Genomic DNA, 16,704 nt, shown 5'->3' with positions numbered 1-16,704 from the left:
GCGTTCAGTGACCACCAGGCCGGGCGATCCGGCCGCACGACAGGGAGACACACGATGATCGCGTCCATCCTCGAGAACGAGAACGTGCACTTCGAGCACAGGGGCAGTGGCTATGTTGTGCATCGCCTCGGCCCGGTCGACTGGGTCGTACGAGGGGACGACGGCCGCACCATCGGGTCGCTCACCGTCATCGCGCCGGAGGGCGAGGAGCACGAGCCGGTCTATGGCGGCCTTCTTCCCGGCCAGACCGAGACCGACTACGAGGGCTCCGACTGGGAATCGATCGTTCGCGGCCTCGTCAACGAAGACCTCGACGCCGACACGGAGTTCACCGGGCTTCCGAGCCCCGCCTCTCCCTGATCCTCAGCTCTCCCGCACGACGTCCTTCGGGTCCTTGTCCGGCCGCCAGCCCCGCCAGGAGGGCTGGCGCAGCCGTCCGCCGCGCGTCCACTCGGCGAACTCCACCTCGCCGACCAGGGTCGGCTTCACCCAGCGCACACCGCGTGCATCCGTCTTCGGGATGTCGTCGAACGGGTCGGACTTCGCCTCGAGCCCCGCCAGTCGCCTGCCGACCTCGTCGAGGTCGGCGTCGCCGAAGCCGGTTCCGACCTTGCCGACGTAGGAGAGCTTCTTGCCATTCGGGATGCCCAGCAGCAGCGACCCGATCCCGTTCGCCCGCCGCCCTTCACCGGGCTTCCACCCGCCGACCACGACCTCCTGCGTGCCATGGTGCTTCACCTTGATCCACGCGGTGGAGCGCTTCCCCGACGAGTAGGTGGACTCCCTGTCCTTCGCCACGATCCCCTCCAGACCCGCCTTTCGGCTGGCCGCCATGGCCTTCTCGATCGGCCCGCTGACGGCATCCGGAACCTGGAGCACCCCGCGCCGCCGGTCGGCCACGACTTGCTCCAGCGCCGCGCGGCGCACCTCGTATTCCTCGTCGGTGATGTCGTGCCCGTCGAGCTCGAGGATGTCGAACGCGTAGTACCGAACCGGCACGCGCGAGGCCATGTGCGAGATCTCGGTCTCGTTCTGCAGGTTCATCCGCTGCTGCAGCAGACCGAAGTCCGGATGGCCGTCGTTCAGCGCAACGATCTCGCCGTCGATCACGGCGGGGGAGCGCACCCCGTCCGCGATGGCCGTCAGCTCCGGATACTGCGCGGTCACGTCGTGGCCGTTGCGCGTCATCAGACGGACGGTGCCGTCCTGCACGTAGGCGATGGCGCGGATGCCGTCCCACTTGTTCTCGAAGACCCACCGCTCGTCGTCGTGCTCGAGCTGGGACTCGTTTCCTAGCGTGGCAAGCATGGGGGAGTAGTCCTTGCGCCTGGTCTCGATGGCCATCCGATGGATCAGCCAGTTCTTCTCGTCGGCTTTGTCTGAACTGCTCGAACCGCCGCGCGTCGAGTGACCGGTGTGAATGAGTGCCACCTTCACCGGCTGCCCGCCCAGCCCGCCGTCCGGCGAGGGGTGAAGCGTCACGATGACCTCTTCGCCGTCGCGCCACTTCTCCAGGTCGTAGACCCCCGAGTCCCAGATGTCGACGTGGCCGGCACCGTATTCCCCGCGCGGAATGTCTCCCTCGAACCCGCCGTAGTCGAGCGGGTGGTCCTCGGTGTGCACGGCGAGGTGGTTCTCCTTCGGGTCCGTCGGAACCCCCTTGGGCAGCGCCCAGCTCACCAGTACCCCGTCGCGTTCGAGCCGGAAGTCGTAGTGCAGCCGGCGCGCCGCGTGCTTCTGGATCACGAACGAGCGGCCGTTGGTCGTCTTCGGTGTGCCCTTCGGAACGGGCTCCGGTGTCTTCGCGGCGTCTCGCTTGCTGCGATACACCGTGAGGCGATCGGCCTCGGTCGGGGTGCCCGGCGTGGTCTCGACGAGCGGGTCGTCCTTCTTCGCCATGCGTTTGAGCACCTCCTCGTACCCCAGCTGCGTCAGCTTCGACGAGGAGAGTTCCCGCCAGGTGCGGGGAACGGCGACCATCGGATGGGCCCTGCCGCGCAGCGAATACGGCGCGATCGTCGTCTTGTTGGCGTTGTTCTGGCTCCAGTCGATGAACACCTTGCCAGCGCGGTCCGCGCGCTTCATGGTGCTGATCACCTCGTCCTTGTGATCCGCCTCTAGAGCCCTCGCGAGCTCGTGCGCGACCTGGGACACCTGGTCGGAGGTCTGCGCACCGTCGAGCCGGGCATAGAGATGGATGCCCTTGCTTCCGCTGGTCACCGGCACCGGCTCGAGGCCCATGCCCGTGAGGATGTCCCTCGCCCAGAACGCCACCTCCGCGCACTCGGCGAGGCCCACTCCTTCACCGGGGTCGAGATCGAGCACGAGTCGGTCGGGGTTCCGACGCGCGCCTCGCGGTCCCGCCTGCCATTGCGGCACGTGGATCTCCAGTGCGGCGATCTGACCGAGCCACGCCAGCACCGCGGCATCGTTCACCAGCGGATACGCGTTCGAGTGGTCCTTGTGCTCGATGGTCACCCGCGGCACCCAGTCAGGCGTGCCCTCGTCGAGGTTCTTCTGGAAGAAGGGCGGCTCGGGATGCTCCGTGGTGCCCACGCCGTTCGGCCACCGCTTGCGTGTCGCCGGCCGGCCGTGCGCGTGTTCGATCAGGTGCGGGGCGATCTGCGCGTAGTACGCGACGACGTCGCCCTTCGTCGTACCGGTCTCCGGATAGAGCACCTTGTCGAGGTTGGTCAGCTTGAGCCGGTGCCCTTCGATCTCCACGATCTGCGATCCGGCCGAACCGCTCGCCCGCTTCGTCCCCTTGGTCGCCATGCCCCGACGCTACGCCGTTGTCGTCCCCTCGCCCTCCCCTTGCCCTTCTGCTGATGGGGCTGTGCAATAGACGGTATGCGAGCCATCGGAAAGCGGGTGATCGCCTTCGGCCTGGTGAATGTGCCGGTCAAGATCTACAGCGCGACGGAAGACCACGACGTGTCGCTGCACCAGGTGCACGACAAGGACGGCGGTCGCATCCGTTACAAGCGCACCTGCGAGATCGACGGCAAGGTCATTCCCTACGAGCACATCGCGAAGGCGTATGAAGCGGGCGATCAGACGGTCATCCTCACCGACGAGGACCTCTCCTCGCTGCCGGAGGAGCGCAGCAACGAGATCGAGGTGGTCGAGTTCGTTCCCGACGACCAGGTGGACCCGCTGATGTTCGAGCGCAGTTACTACCTGGAGCCGGACTCCAAGTCGGCCAAGGCGTACGTTCTGCTGCGCGAGACGCTGGAGGCGACGAACCGCACGGCGATCGTGCAGTTCGCGCTGCGTCAGAAGACCCGCCTCGGTGCACTGCGCGTGCGAGACGGAGTGCTCGTGCTGCAGGGGTTGCTCTGGGCGGACGAGGTGCGCAAGCCGGAGTTCCCGAGCCTGTCCGAGAACGTGCGCATCACCGACAAGGAGCTCGACATGTCGGCCAAGCTGGTGGCGAGCTACGAGAGCGACTTCACGCCCGACAAGTTCGAGGACGACTACCAGATCCAGCTCAGGAAGCTCATCGACGCCAAGCTCGAGCAGGGCGAGACCATCGACACCGAGGCCACGTTCGGCGAGGAGGCCGAGGGTGAGAAGGGCGAGGTGCTCGACCTCATGGAGGCCCTGCGCCGCAGCGTGGAGAAGAACCGCGGATCCAAGAAGGGCAAGTCGGGCGGCACCAAGGAACGCGAGAGCGGCACCAGCCGAACACGCAAGAAGGCGGGTTGAAGCACCCTCCGGGCACCGTTGCCCGGCACCGGGCCGCCGTCGTCGACGTCAAGGGGACGACGGGCGGGCATCGGTGCTGCGATGATGGGAAGATGGGATACCTCATCTACGGTTCCGGTGCCGAGTACGAGATCGACGACCGCACTCTGGCCCATCTGAAGATCGCGATCATCGTCAAGCTGCGGCTGCAGGAGAGCTTTCTGATCAACTGGACCGTTCCGGCCGAAGAAGGATCGGGGCGCGTCAGCCTCTGGGTGTCCCCGGCGATCCCGCTGCAGTTCCGGTTCTCCGGGTCTCGCCCGCCCGAGCTCAACCGCGTGTGGCTCGAGGCCATGGCGCTGTCCTCGCACGGTACCCGCGGCATGGTGGTCATGCCGGAGTCCGAGGCCGAGGCGTTCGTCGCATCCGCACCGAGCGCCGGCTAGGTTGTCCACGTCGCCGACTGGAGACGACATCCCCGTGCCGCTGAAGCGCCGTCCGCACGGAAGCGGTGACGCGTGGGTCGAGGGGCCCGATGGGCGCAGGTTCTGGGGCACGTACGGTGCCGCGGGGCTGCTGGTGGCCAGGCACGACGACGGCGTGCTGCTTCAGCACCGGGCCGAGTGGAGCCACTTCGGCGGCACCTGGGGTCTGCCGGGGGGTGCACGTCACCAGGGCGAGTCCGCCAGGGACGGCGCCGTGCGCGAGGCGGTGGAGGAGGCCGGGGTACCCGCGCCGGTCGTTCGTCCGCGGTTCCTGTCGTTGCTCGACCTCGGCTGGTGGTCGTACTCCACGGTGGTGGCGGGAGCCGACGCGCCGTTCACACCCGTGATCGGGGATGCCGAGAGCATCGAGGTGCGCTGGGTCCCGGTCGCGGAGGTGGACGACCTGCCCCTCCATCCCGGGTTCGCGGACCGCTGGCCGTCGCTGCGTGACGACCTGTTCCGCGACCCCGTCGTCATCGTCGATGCGGCGAACGTCGTCGGCTCGCGTCCGGACGGCTGGTGGCGAGATCGGCCAGGCGCGGCGCTCCGCCTCGTCGAGCACCTTGTCGCCCTGACGGAAGCGGGCTGGCCGGCGGAGACACTGGGTCTTCCGCACGAGACGTGGTGGCCGCGCGTGGTCGTGGTGCTGGAGGGCGAGGCGAAGCGGATGCCCGACCCGGTGCATCCGGCGACGCTTGACATCGAGCGTGCCGGCACGGACGGCGACTCGGCCATCATCACCCGAGTGGAGTCGCTTCCCGACCCCACTCAGGCGATCGTCGTGACGGCCGACCGCGGCCTCACAGACCGCGTCACCGCGTTGGGAGCCTCCACGGCATCGCCCGCAGCGCTCTGGCGGGCGATCGACGCTGTCTAGGACACTGCCGGCTCGGCCGCGAGCGACGCCTTCCACTTCACGAGGGAGCGCACGGTCGGGCTGGTGTCCTCGGCGAGGCGTGCCATGGCATCCTCCGGCACGAAGTAGTTCGCGGCGACCCAGCCGCGCACCAGTTCCGAGCGATCGCCCGCGAGTTCGCGCAGCACATCGCACGGCGTGGCCTCGTTGCGTGCGACGCAGGCGCGCACACCCTCTGCCGGGTCGTGCGCCAAGGTCTCGAACAGGTCGGCAGGAGTGTTGTAGCTGCTGGCGACGCTCTCCCTGATCTTCGGATTCGCGTTCGTGGCCAGAAGACGCAGTCGCCTGATCTTGCTCTCGGTGACCGGCGGTGACGGATGCAGTGCTGCGGCCTCCTCAGCCGTCAGCATCGCGGGCGCCGCACGCCGCATCGCCTCACGCTGGGCAGGAGTGTTGAACCGAATGCACGACATGCCTCCAGGCTAACGAGCACCTCCGTCACAGGGAGGAGGCAGCGCGCGCGTCACGCCGTCGCGGCCCGTCGCCGCCTGGGGAACCACGGCACGATCGGCGACGTCTCGGCCTGATACTCCGCGTACTCCGGGTAGCGGCTGCGCGAGATGGACTCGGTGAACACGGTCGACCCGATGAAGAGCACCGTGAGCAGCACGGCGCCGAGCACGGTCCACTGCAGCACCGAGCCCGCTGCGATCGCGCCGAAGAAGAAGAACACCCACCACTGCCCCTGCTCGAAGAAGAAGTTGGGATGCCGTGAGAACCGGAACAGCCCGGAACGGAGGAACCGCGGATGCGGTTCGCGGCCCGCCGCGATCTCAGCGGCCTTCCACCGATGGAAGTCCCACTGCTGCTGATCGGCGACCGTCTCGCCGATCAGGAACGTGAGGAAGACGACGACGGCGACGACATCCAGCACCGTGAACGGGCTCCGATGCTGATACGCGGTCCACGCCGGAAGCGTGAACAGGAAGATCAGCACGTTCTGGTAGATCACGATGAAGAGGAGGTTGAACAGGAACCACTTCCACCCCGCGATCCGTGATCGCAGGAACGCCCAGCGGTAGTCCTCGCCGCCCGGCGCGTACCCGCCCTTCCTCGCGAAGTTGAACGTGAGCCTGGCGCCCCACAGTGTGGTGAGTGCCGCCATGACATCCAGCCGCGCGTCGGCGAGGTCCGCGGCGATCGCGTAGACCCACACGTAGACCACGGGAACGATCGACCAGATACGGTCCACCCACGAGTACTCCTTCGTGAGCAGGGAGAGCACCCAGGTCGCCACGCAGACGGCCGCGAGAATCAAGAGGCAGACGATCACAGGGGGCATGTACCGAATTCTATGGTCGCGGTCAGGCTCCGATGGGAGCGCGCAATGCCCGGCTACGGCTGCAAACCCCTATTATTGCCAGGCGTGGAACAGGCATCCGGCGCGGTCTCGTCTCGGGTGCTCACCGTCCCCAATCTGCTGAGCTTCTTCCGGCTCGGGCTCGTGCCCATCTTCCTGTGGTTCGTCATCGTCGGATGGGATGCTTGGGCGCTCCTGGTGCTCATCGTGGCGAGCGTCACGGATTTCTTCGACGGATTCCTCGCCAGGCGTCTGCACCAGGTGTCCCGGCTCGGTCAGCTGCTGGATCCCGCCGCCGACCGGCTCTACATCTTCGCCGCTCTCATCGGGCTGGCCTGGCGCGAGCTGCTGCCGTGGTGGCTTGTCGCCGCGATCATCGCCCGCGACGTCATGCTTCTGGTGCTCGGTATCGTGCTGGCGAACCACGGCCACGGACCGCTTCCCGTGCACCACCTCGGCAAGATCGCCACGTTCGCGCTGTTGGTCGCTCTGCCCGTGCTCATGCTCGGCGAGGCCTTCCCGCTGATCTCGTGGGCTTCGCAGCCGGTTGGCTGGGCCATCGCCATCTGGGGTGCCTTCCTGTACTGGTGGGCTGGCATTCTCTACATCCGGGAAACCCGCCGTGTGGTTCGCCACTCGGCTGTCGGCGGGGCTGCGGCATCCGATACGCTTTCTGAAGAGGAGGTCGACGGTGGCTGAGCAGAACAACCCGAACCGCGAAGCACATTCCTCGGGGGAAGACACGACCGCCGGTTTCGGTGAGGACTTCGCCGCGGCGATGAACGCGCAGGCGGCAGGCGTGACCCCTGAGGAGCGTGAGGCGATCAACGCCCTGCCCAGTCGGTCGGCGCTGCTGATCGTGCGGCGCGGGCCGAACACGGGCGCACGATTTCTGCTCGACGCGGATCTGACCACGGCGGGCAGGCATCCGGATGCCGACATCTTCCTCGACGACGTCACGGTGTCTCGTCGGCATGCCGAGTTCATCCGTCACGGCACCGCCTTCGAGGTGAAAGACCTCGGTTCGCTGAACGGCACGTACTTCGACGGTGTGCGTGTGGAGAGCGCCATCCTCACCGACGGAGCGGAGGTGCAGGTCGGCAAGTTCCGGCTCACCTTCTACGCGGCCCGCCCCGACCTGGACGCGTCGGCGTCGGCCTGATGGTCCGCGTGTCGCAGGCGAGCGGTTCCGGCCTCGCCCGTCGGCCCGCATTGCTGAGCATCGGTCAGGTGCTGGCGCAGCTGACGCCCGATTTCCCCGATCTCGCCCCGTCGAAACTGCGTTTCCTCGAGGAGCAGGGTCTTGTCACTCCGGCGCGCACGGCCTCCGGCTACCGCAAATTCGACGCGCACGACGTGGAGCGGCTGCGCACGATCCTCACGCTGCAGCGCGATCATTACCTGCCGCTGAAGGTCATCCGCTCCTACCTCGCCGATCAGGATGCCGGCCGCACGCCGATCCTCCCCGGCACCGGCCCGGCTCGTCCCACGATGCTCTCCACCGGCAGGCGATTCAGCCGCGACGAGCTGCTGAAGGAGGCGGGTGCCACGCAGGCACTGCTGCAGGAGGCGATCGCCGCTTCGCTGATCGTCCCGGCCGAGGTGTACGGCGACGACCAGCTGACGGTGCTCGCGGCGCTCGTCGAGCTGCACCGCTCCGGAATCGAGCCGCGCCACCTCCGTGGCCTCAGGGCATCCGCGGAGCGCGACATCGGCCTCATCGAGACCGCTCTCGCCCCAGTGCTGCGGCGCACCGACGCCAGTGCACGGGCGAGGGCAGGAGAGCTCGGGCGGGAGCTCGCCGACGACCTCGAGACGGTGCGATCGAGCATCGTGCGCGCGGCGATCGCGCGCCTGGCGCCGTGACCGCCGCGGTGGCCACGACACGCCGTCACGTTCGAGCGGATGTCGTTGATCGCCTCACCGGGCACGGTTACCGTGGAGGGTACGCCGCGCGTGAGCGAGGTGCCTGGGGTGAGAGGGAATGCGAATGACCGAAGTCCGTCGGAATGACGACGCTCGCTACGACCTCGGGTTCCTGTTCACCGACGGCCTGCCGGAGATGGACGACGTCTCCGGCTATCGCGGCGCCGTTGCCGCACGGGCCGCGGGGATCAGCTATCGGCAGTTGGACTACTGGGCACGCACCGGGCTCGTCGAGCCCACCGTGCGTGGGGCAGCCGGCAGCGGTTCGCAGCGCCTGTACGGCTTCCGCGACATCCTGGTGCTCAAGCTCGTGAAGCGACTGCTCGACACCGGCATCTCCCTCCAGCAGATCCGCACCGCGGTGGAGCAGCTGCGCAAGGAGGGCGTCAACGATCTGGCGCAGACCACGCTGATGAGCGATGGCGCCAGTGTCTACCTGTGCACGTCCGACGACGAGGTCATCGACCTCGTCGGACGCGGGCAGGGCGTCTTCGGCATCGCGGTGGGCAAGGTGCTGCGCGAGGTCGAGACGAGCCTCGTCGAACTGGATGTGCAGGCATCCGACCCGATGGACGAGCTCGCCGCCCGCCGCGCAGCCAAGAAGATCAGCTGATCTAGTTCTGTTCCGCGTACTCGCCGATGCGGGCGGTGCGCAGCACTCGTTCGAGCAGCTGATCGAAGTTGTGCGCCATCTCTTGGGCGCTTTCGCCCGGCCAGACGTGCAGCGGCTTCGCGGCACCCTGCGCCTGTTGCAGGGAGGTGCGTTCGGGCAGCTGAGGCGAGAGCACCAGCGGGCCGAACATGTCGCGCAGCTCCTTGATGCGGAACTGGTGCTCCAGTGACTGGACACGTGCTCGGTTCACGATGATGCCGAGCGGCTGAAGACGGGGGGAGAGGCCGCGCCTGATCTCCTCGATGGCCCGCAGTGCGCGATCGGCCGCAGCAACGGAGAACAGGCCGGGCTCCGTCACGACCGAGACCCGGTCGCTGGCCGCCCAAGCCGTGCGCGTGAGCGCGTTCAGCGATGGCGCGCAGTCGATGAGCACGAGGTCGTAGTCGTGCTCGACGTTCGCCAGCGCCTCTTCGAGCTTCCAGATGTCGCGGATCGAAGGGTGCGGCCCGTCGAAGTTGATCGCCGAGGGGCTGCCGATCATGACGTCGACCTTGCCGGGCCGGCCGCGCGTCCATCCGCTCGGTGCGATGGCGGCGCGCACGACCTTCTCCTTCGGAGAGGCGAGCACGTCGGCCACGTTGAGGTGGCCGGCGATCGTGATGTCCATGCCGGTCGAGACGTCCGACTGAGGGTCGAGATCGACGACCAGCGTGCGTAGTCCCTTGGCGAAGGCCGCAGAGGCGAGACCCAACGTCACCGTGGTCTTGCCGACACCGCCTTTGAGGGAGCTGACGCTGAGCACATGCACAAGAGGCAACGTTACCGTCAGTAGTCTTGGAGAACCTAACCGTTCGCTGAGCGGCGTGTGCCCCGCCAGAGAGGCCCTGATGTTCACGAAGATCCTGGTCGCCAACCGCGGGGAGATCGCCATCCGGGCGTTCCGCGCCGCCTACGAGCTCGGTGCTCAGACGGTCGCGGTGTTCCCCTACGAAGACCGAAACTCGATGCACCGGCTGAAGGCGGACGAGGCATACGAGATCGGCGAGCCCGGGCATCCGGTGCGGGCATACCTCGACGTCGACGAGATCATCCGGGTCGCACAGCAGGCCGGAGCTGATGCCATCTACCCGGGCTACGGGTTCCTCTCCGAGAACCCGCACCTCGCCGAAGCGGCCGCCGCGGCCGGCATCACGTTCATCGGCCCCAACGCCGACGTGCTGCGCATGGCGGGCAACAAGGTCACGGCCAAGGAGCACGCGATCGCCGCAGGTGTGCCCGTTCTGAAGTCCACGCCGCCGTCACGAGACATCGACGAGCTGCTCGCCGGCGCCGAGGAGATCGGGTTCCCCATCTTCGCGAAAGCGGTCGCGGGCGGCGGCGGTCGCGGCATGCGCCGGGTGAACAGCCGGGCTGAGCTGCGTCCGGCGCTCGAAGAGGCCATGCGCGAGGCCGACAGCGCCTTCGGCGATCCGACCATGTTCCTCGAGCAGGCGGTCCTGCGTCCTCGCCACATCGAGGTGCAGGTCCTGGCGGATGCCACCGGGCACACGGTGCACCTCTTCGAACGCGACTGCTCGGTGCAGCGCCGCCATCAGAAGGTGCTCGAGATCGCGCCGGCGCCGAACCTGCCGGACGACATCCGTCAGGCGCTGTACCGGGACGCGATCGCGTTCGCCTCATCGATCGGCTACGTGAACGCCGGGACCGTCGAGTTCCTGCTGGACACCGCCGGCGAGCGGGCCGGACAGCACGTGTTCATCGAGATGAATCCGCGCATCCAGGTCGAGCACACCGTCACCGAGGAGGTCACCGACGTCGACCTCGTGCAGTCGCAGATGCGCATAGCAGCGGGGGAGACGCTCGCCGATCTCGGGCTGCACCAGGAGCGCATCCAGCTGCACGGTGCCGCCATCCAGTGCCGCATCACGACGGAGGACCCGACGCAGGGCTTCCGGCCGGACACCGGGACGATCACCACGTACCGCTCGCCCGGCGGGGGCGGCATCCGCCTCGACGGCGGCACGGTGGCAGCCGGGGCGCAGATCAGCCCGCACTTCGACTCGATGCTCGCCAAGCTCACCTGTCGTGGACGTGACTTCGGTGCCGCCGTGCTCCGTGCCAGGCGTGCGCTGGCCGAGTTCCGCATCCGAGGCGTTGCCACCAACATCCCGTTCCTGCAGGCCGTGCTCGACGACACGTCGTTCGTCTCCGGAGACCTCAGCACGTCGTTCATCGAGGAACGGCCCCAGCTGCTGCGCGGCCGCGTGTCGAAGGACCGCGGAACCAAGCTGCTGAACTGGCTGGTCGACGTGACGGTCAACCAGCCCAACGGCGCGCGCCCGCAGGTCGCGGATCCCGTCACCAAGCTTCCGGACGTCGACCTCGACGCTCCGGCACCCGACGGCTCCCGTCAGCGGCTGCTCGCGCTCGGGCCGGCCGCTTTCGCGGTGGAGCTCCGCGCGCAGAACGCGCTGGCGGTCACCGAGACCACGTTCCGCGACGCCCATCAGTCGCTGCTCGCGACGCGCGTGCGCACGAAGGATCTGGTGGCCGTCGCTCCCTATGTCGCGCGGCTGACCCCGCAGCTGCTATCTGTGGAGGCGTGGGGCGGTGCCACGTACGACGTCGCGCTGCGCTTCCTGGGTGAGGACCCGTGGGAGCGGCTCGCCGCACTGCGCGACGCGCTTCCGAACGTCAACATCCAGATGCTCCTGCGCGGCCGTAACACGGTGGGCTACACGCCGTACCCGACCGAGGTGACGGATGCCTTCGTGCAGGAGGCGGCGGCCACCGGCGTCGACATCTTCCGCATCTTCGACGCGCTCAACGATGTCAGCCAGATGCGGCCGGCCATCGACGCCGTGCTGCAGACCGGCACGGCCATCGCCGAGGTCGCGGTCTGTTACACGGCCGACGTGCTCGATCCCGCCGAGAACCTGTACACGCTCGACTACTACCTCCGGCTGGCGGAGAGCATCGTCGAGTCCGGCGCCCACGTGCTCGCCATCAAAGACATGGCCGGACTGCTCCGACCGGGCGCCGCGGAGCTGCTGGTGCGCTCGTTCCGGGAACGGTTCGACCTTCCGGTGCACGTGCACACGCATGACACCGCTGGCGGCCAGCTCGCGACGCTGCTGGCCGCCAGTGCGGCGGGCGCGGATGCCGTCGACGTCGCCAGCGCACCCATGTCGGGAACGACGAGCCAGCCGTCGGCATCCGCCCTCGTCGCGGCACTCGCGCACACTTCGCGCGACACCGGCATCCCGCTGCGCAACGTGACCGACCTGGAGCCCTACTGGGCTGCGGTGCGCGGTCTTTACGCCCCGTTCGAGTCGGGGCTTCCCGGTCCGACCGGCCGGGTCTACACGCACGAGATCCCCGGCGGACAGCTGTCGAACCTGAGGCAGCAGGCGAAGGCGCTCGGGTTGGCAGAGGACTTCGAGCTGATCGAGGACATGTATGCGGCGGCCAACCGCATCCTCGGACGCATCCCGAAGGTGACGCCGTCGTCGAAGGTGGTCGGCGATCTCGCACTGCACCTGGCGGCCGTGCACGCCGACCCGGACGACTTCGAGCAGAACCCGCAGAAGTACGACGTGCCCGACTCGGTCGTCGGCTTCATGGCAGGCGAACTCGGCGACCTTCCCGGTGGATGGCCTGAGCCGTTCCGCAGCAGGGTGCTGGCGGGCAAGAACGTGCGCGTCGCGGTGGCCGATCTGGCCGCCGAAGACCGTCAGGGCCTAGGGGCGGACTCCGCGACGCGGCGCTCCACGCTGAACCGACTGTTGTTCCCAGGGCCCGCGCGCCAGTTCGAGCAGGTGCGCGACCTCTTCGGCGACGTCTCCGTGCTCGACACCGACGACTATCTCTACGGTCTGACGCCCGGCCGCGAGCACGTCATCCACCTCGGGCCCGGCGTTCGCCTGTACGCGGGACTCGAGGCGGTCGGAGAGGCGGACGACAAGGGCATCCGCACCGTCATGACGACGCTCAATGGGCAGCTGCGCCCGGTATTCGTGCGCGACCGCTCCATCACGGTGGAGACGAAGGCGGCGGAGAAGGCCGACGCCTCGGTGCCCGGGCACATCGCCGCACCGTTCTCGGGAGTGATCACCCTGCAGGTCGAGGTGGGCGATCGCGTCGTGGCAGGCACGCCGGTGGCCTCGATCGAGGCGATGAAGATGGAGGCGGCGATCGCTTCGCCCGTCTCCGGAACGGTCACCAGGCTCGCCGTGCCGAAGACGCAGCAGGTGGATGCCGGTGACCTGCTGGTGGTCGTGAACCCGGAGTAATCCGAGTCGACCTCTGTCAACGGTCAGGAACCCTGCACTTGTAAAATGATCGGATGCCTGACCGCCCCATCCGTCTCTACGGCGACCCCGTTCTCGCCACCGTGTCCGACCCGATCGCTGCAGTCGACGACGGCGTTCGCTCGTTGGTCGCGGACCTCGTCGACAGCGTCAAGGTCGAGGGGCGCGCCGGAGTCGCGGCGTGCCAGATCGGCGTCGGCCTGCGCGCGTTCAGCTACAACGTCGACGGCGAGGTCGGCTATCTGATCAACCCGGAGATCGTCGAGCTCGGCGACGAGGTCGAGGAGATCGACGAGGGATGCCTGTCGGTGCCCGGTCTCTGGTTCCCGACGCCCCGGCACACCTATGCGAAGGCGAGGGGCATCGACCTGGACGGCAACGAGGTCGTCGTCGAGGGCACCGGCGTGCTGGCGCAGGCGCTGCAGCACGAGACGGACCACCTCGACGGAATCGTCTACCTCAAACGCCTCGCCCCGGAGCGCCGCCGCGAGGCCATGCGCAAGGTGCGCGAGTCGAGCTGGTTCTGATCAATTACCGCAGGCTGAAGCCCTCGGTCGACGGGGCGTTCGTGTAGAGGGATTCGATCTCGCCGGCGAAGTCCTTGAGGATCTCGTTGCGCTTGATGCTCAGCTTCGGTGTGAGGTGTCCGCTCTGCTCCGTGAATTCGGTCGGCAGCACCACGAACTTGCGGATCGACTCGGCCCGCGACACCTGCGCGTTCGCCGCGTCGACCGCCTTCTGCAGTTCGGCCAGCACGGCCGGATGCTTCGCCGCGACCTCGAGCGGCATCGCGGCATCCTCTCCGTTGTTGTGCAACCAGACCGGGAGCATCTCTGTGTCGAGCGTGATCAGGCATCCGATGAACGGCTTCTGGTCGCCCACCACGACCACCTGTCCGACCAGCGGGTTCGCGCGGATCGGGTCCTCGAGCACGGCCGGCGCGACGTTCTTGCCGCCGGCGGTGACGATGATCTCCTTCTTGCGCCCCGTGATGGTGAGGAAGCCGTCGTCGTCGAGGCTGCCGAGGTCGCCGGTCTTGAACCAGCCATCCTCGAACGCGTCGGCGGTCTGCTGCGGGTTCTTCCAGTACTCCTTGAAGACGTCGACGCCCTTGACCAGGATCTCGCCGTCGTCGGCGATGCGGATCGCGACGCCGGGCAGCGGAACTCCGACCGTGCCGATCTTCGAACGCTGCGGCAGATTCACCGTCGCAGGCGCGGTCGTCTCGGTCAGCCCGTAGCCCTCGAGCACCTTGATGCCCATGCTGTGGAAGAAGTGACCGAGGCGGGCGCCGAGCGGCGCGGAACCGGAAACCGCGTAGCGCACGTTGCCGCCCATCGCGGCCCGGAGCCTGGCGAACACGAGCCGGTTGTACAGCGCGTACTGCAGGCGAAGGCCGAGCGGAATGGATCCACCGGCCTCCTGCGCCTTGGAGTACTCGACGGCGACGTGAGCCGCCTTGCGGAAGATGCCGCCCTTGCCGCCAGACTCGGCGTTCTGCTCTGCGGAGTTGTACACCTTCTCGAACACGCGCGGAACGGCCAGCAGGAAGCTCGGCTTGAACGTGCCGAGGGAGGGCAGCAGGCTGCGGGTGTCCGGCTGGTGCCCCACGCGCACTCCGCCGTGCACGCACAGCACGGAGATGAACCGGGCGAACACGTGCGCCAACGGGATGAACAACAGAGTGGATGCCCCGCGCGGGTCATCCACGAGCTCGGCGAGGGCGACCGCGGAGTTGCGGGACAGCTCGACGAAGTTGGAGTGCGTGATCACGCACCCCTTGGGGCGTCCCATGGAGCCCGAGGTGTAGATGATGGTGGCGAGGTCGTCCTCGTTCGCGATGCGACGGCGCCTGGCGATCTCCTCGTCGGGAACGTCCTTGCCCGCCGCGACGAGCTTTTCGAGGTCTCCGAGCTCGACCTGCCACACGCTGCGGATCTGCGGAAGGTCGGCGGCGACCTCGTCGAAGCGGGCGAAATGGTCCGCGGTCTCGAGGAAGAGGGCGCTGGCACCGGAGTCGCTGAGGTTCCACTGAACCTGGGCGGGCGAGCTGGTGTCGTAGATCGGCACGAGTACGGCGCCCGCGTACCAGGTGGCGAAGTCGATCAGCGTCCACTCGTACCGGGTGCGACACATGATGCCGATCTTGTCGGCAGGCTGCACACCAGCGGCGACGAGACCCTTCGCCAGAGCGACCACCTCCGCCTCGAACTCCGCGGCCGTGACGTCCTGCCAGCCATCGCCCGCCGGCTTGCCGAAGAGCACCTTGTCCGGCGTCTCCGCGACACGGTCGACCAGCAGGTCCGCAGCGTTCGCGTGCGGATCGGCGGGCACTGCTGCGGGCGTTTCGGCTTGGTTCACTGGTAGCTCCTTCGGCACCGATACAACCACTACACTCTATGCTTTCTTGGGTGTCGGCCCGCGGCCGAACGCCTTATCGGCTGCCGCCCGGACGGCCCGAACCCTCCGACGAAAGGCGAGACGAAGCGTGCACGCGATCGGAATCGACATCGGAGGCACGAAGATCGCAGGCGCCCTCGTCGACGAACTCGGCGCCATCATCCGTGAAGACCGGGTGCCGACTCCGAAGGACACCAAGGGCATCGAAGACGCCGTCGTCGGGATGATCGACCGGCTCGCGGCCGACGCCGATCCGGTCGGAGCCGGTGTCGCGGCGGCTGGCTTCGTCGACGCCGCGCGCTCCACCGTCTATTACGCGCCGAACATCGCCTGGCGCAATGAGCCGCTTCGCCAGAAGATCGAGGCCCGGGTGGATATCCCTGTCGTCATCGAGAACGATGCGAACGCCGCCGGGTGGGCCGAGTTCCGCTTCGGTGCGGGCCGTCTCGTCAGTGACATGGTCATCCTCACCATCGGGACCGGCGTCGGGGGCGCGATCGTCAGCGAGGACCGGCTCTTCCGCGGAGGGTTTGGCGCAGGCGCCGAAGTGGGCCACATGCGCGTCGTCCCCGGCGGTCTGCTGTGCGGCTGCGGTGCCCGTGGCTGCATCGAGCAGTACGGGTCCGGCCGTGCTCTGCAGCGGTACGCGAACGAGCTCGCCGACCAGGGCGGCATAGGCCAGGCACTCGCCGACGTGCGCGCCAGGACGGGCAGGCTGTCCGGCTCCGACATCGGCGATCTCATCCAGCAGGACGATCCAGGGGCGCTTGCGGCGCTGCGACAGCTCGGCGACTGGCTCGGTCAGGCCAGTGCGAGTCTTTCCGCCGTTCTCGACCCGCAGATGTTCGTGTTCGGCGGGGGAGTGGCGCAGGCCGGCGACCGCCTTCTCGAGCCGATCCGCAGCGCATATCTGGAGAACCTGCCTGCCCGCGGCTACCACCCGGAGCCGGAGTTCCGCATCGCCGAGCTCGTCAACGACGCGGGCGTCGTCGGCGCGGCGGATCTCGCTCGTCTGCACGCCGTGAGCCGCTGAGCGTTCATCCAGCCAGCCGTTAAGCTTCATCTGC

General features: G+C 68.0%; 16 protein-coding genes. 11 read left to right on the top strand and 5 right to left on the bottom strand.

Features of this window, described 5'->3' with window-relative positions; genetic code table 11:
- The first annotated feature begins 54 nt into the window (after window positions 1-54).
- Entirely contained in the window at window positions 55-360 is a 306-nt protein-coding gene (locus ACTHNC_RS14475; protein WP_440295315.1) for a hypothetical protein, read from the top strand.
- A gap of 3 nt (window positions 361-363) precedes the next feature.
- On the opposite strand, the gene ACTHNC_RS14470 is transcribed toward ACTHNC_RS14475, so the two are convergent.
- Window positions 364-2,775, bottom strand: coding sequence for an ATP-dependent DNA ligase (locus tag ACTHNC_RS14470; protein ID WP_440295314.1), 2,412 nt, complete (start codon window positions 2,773-2,775; stop codon window positions 364-366).
- Between the two features lie 75 nt (window positions 2,776-2,850).
- On the opposite strand from ACTHNC_RS14470, the gene ku reads away from it, so the two are divergent.
- From ku to ACTHNC_RS14455, 3 genes are read left to right on the top strand one after another with little or no spacing between them, the layout of a single operon-like run.
- Window positions 2,851-3,708, top strand: coding sequence for a non-homologous end joining protein Ku (gene ku, locus ACTHNC_RS14465; RefSeq protein WP_440295313.1), 858 nt, complete (start codon window positions 2,851-2,853; stop codon window positions 3,706-3,708).
- On the top strand, window positions 3,705-4,133 hold the full coding sequence (locus tag ACTHNC_RS14460; protein ID WP_440295312.1) for a DUF7882 family protein: 429 nt from the start codon (window positions 3,705-3,707) through the stop codon (window positions 4,131-4,133). Before ku ends, ACTHNC_RS14460 begins: the two co-directional genes overlap by 4 nt.
- Window positions 4,134-4,167: 34 nt before the next feature.
- Window positions 4,168-5,049, top strand: a complete 882-nt coding sequence (locus tag ACTHNC_RS14455) for an NUDIX domain-containing protein (protein ID WP_440295311.1) — start codon at window positions 4,168-4,170, stop codon at window positions 5,047-5,049.
- On the opposite strand, the gene ACTHNC_RS14450 is transcribed toward ACTHNC_RS14455, so the two are convergent.
- The gene (locus ACTHNC_RS14450; protein ID WP_440295310.1) at window positions 5,046-5,501 is read right to left on the bottom strand and encodes a hypothetical protein; all 456 of its coding nucleotides are present in this window, start codon (window positions 5,499-5,501) and stop codon (window positions 5,046-5,048) included. The genes ACTHNC_RS14455 and ACTHNC_RS14450 overlap by 4 nt on opposite strands.
- A gap of 50 nt (window positions 5,502-5,551) precedes the next feature.
- A complete protein-coding gene (locus tag ACTHNC_RS14445) occupies window positions 5,552-6,370 on the bottom strand; it encodes a DUF1295 domain-containing protein (protein ID WP_440295309.1) in 819 nt (272 codons plus the stop codon).
- Window positions 6,371-6,415: 45 nt separating this feature from the next.
- Here ACTHNC_RS14445 and ACTHNC_RS14440 point away from each other — a divergent pair, with 45 nt between their 5' ends.
- The 4 genes from ACTHNC_RS14440 to ACTHNC_RS14425 all read left to right on the top strand — a co-directional run bounded on the left by ACTHNC_RS14440 (window position 6,416) and on the right by ACTHNC_RS14425 (window position 8,927).
- On the top strand, window positions 6,416-7,087 hold the full coding sequence (locus tag ACTHNC_RS14440) for a CDP-alcohol phosphatidyltransferase family protein (RefSeq protein ID WP_440295308.1): 672 nt from the start codon (window positions 6,416-6,418) through the stop codon (window positions 7,085-7,087).
- Entirely contained in the window at window positions 7,080-7,550 is a 471-nt protein-coding gene (locus tag ACTHNC_RS14435) for an FHA domain-containing protein (protein ID WP_440295307.1), read from the top strand. Before ACTHNC_RS14440 ends, ACTHNC_RS14435 begins: the two co-directional genes overlap by 8 nt.
- Window positions 7,550-8,254 carry a transcriptional regulator FtsR gene (gene ftsR / locus ACTHNC_RS14430; protein WP_440295306.1) on the top strand — a complete coding sequence of 235 codons (705 nt, stop codon included), beginning with the start codon at window positions 7,550-7,552 and terminating at the stop codon, window positions 8,252-8,254. The genes ACTHNC_RS14435 and ftsR overlap by 1 nt, the downstream gene beginning before the upstream one ends.
- Before the next feature lie 124 nt (window positions 8,255-8,378).
- Complete coding sequence (locus tag ACTHNC_RS14425; protein ID WP_440295305.1) at window positions 8,379-8,927, top strand: MerR family transcriptional regulator; 549 nt, start codon at window positions 8,379-8,381, stop codon at window positions 8,925-8,927.
- A 1-nt stretch (window position 8,928) separates the two neighbouring features.
- Here ACTHNC_RS14425 and ACTHNC_RS14420 read toward each other — a convergent pair whose 3' ends face one another.
- Window positions 8,929-9,735 (bottom strand): ParA family protein, encoded by an 807-nt coding sequence (locus ACTHNC_RS14420; RefSeq protein WP_440295304.1) that lies wholly within the window; start codon window positions 9,733-9,735, stop codon window positions 8,929-8,931.
- A gap of 79 nt (window positions 9,736-9,814) precedes the next feature.
- On the opposite strand from ACTHNC_RS14420, the gene ACTHNC_RS14415 reads away from it, so the two are divergent.
- Entirely contained in the window at window positions 9,815-13,219 is a 3,405-nt protein-coding gene (locus ACTHNC_RS14415) for a pyruvate carboxylase (RefSeq protein WP_440295303.1), read from the top strand.
- 53 nt (window positions 13,220-13,272) lie between these two features.
- A complete protein-coding gene (gene def, locus ACTHNC_RS14410; protein WP_440295302.1) occupies window positions 13,273-13,764 on the top strand; it encodes a peptide deformylase in 492 nt (163 codons plus the stop codon).
- Between the two features lie 4 nt (window positions 13,765-13,768).
- Here the strand turns inward: def and ACTHNC_RS14405 are convergent, their stop codons facing one another.
- Window positions 13,769-15,598, bottom strand: coding sequence for an AMP-dependent synthetase/ligase (locus ACTHNC_RS14405; protein WP_440295301.1), 1,830 nt, complete (start codon window positions 15,596-15,598; stop codon window positions 13,769-13,771).
- A gap of 127 nt (window positions 15,599-15,725) precedes the next feature.
- Here ACTHNC_RS14405 and ACTHNC_RS14400 point away from each other — a divergent pair, with 127 nt between their 5' ends.
- Window positions 15,726-16,670: an ROK family glucokinase gene (locus ACTHNC_RS14400; protein WP_440295300.1), complete on the top strand. Its 945-nt coding sequence runs from the start codon at window positions 15,726-15,728 to the stop codon at window positions 16,668-16,670.
- The last annotated feature ends 34 nt before the right edge of the window (window positions 16,671-16,704 follow it).

It is taken from the genome of Humibacter sp. (genome assembly GCF_051954055.1).
Classification (GTDB): domain Bacteria; phylum Actinomycetota; class Actinomycetes; order Actinomycetales; family Microbacteriaceae; genus Humibacter.
Note: the sequence above shows the minus strand (reverse complement) of the source record. Positions and strands in the feature narration are given on the sequence as shown.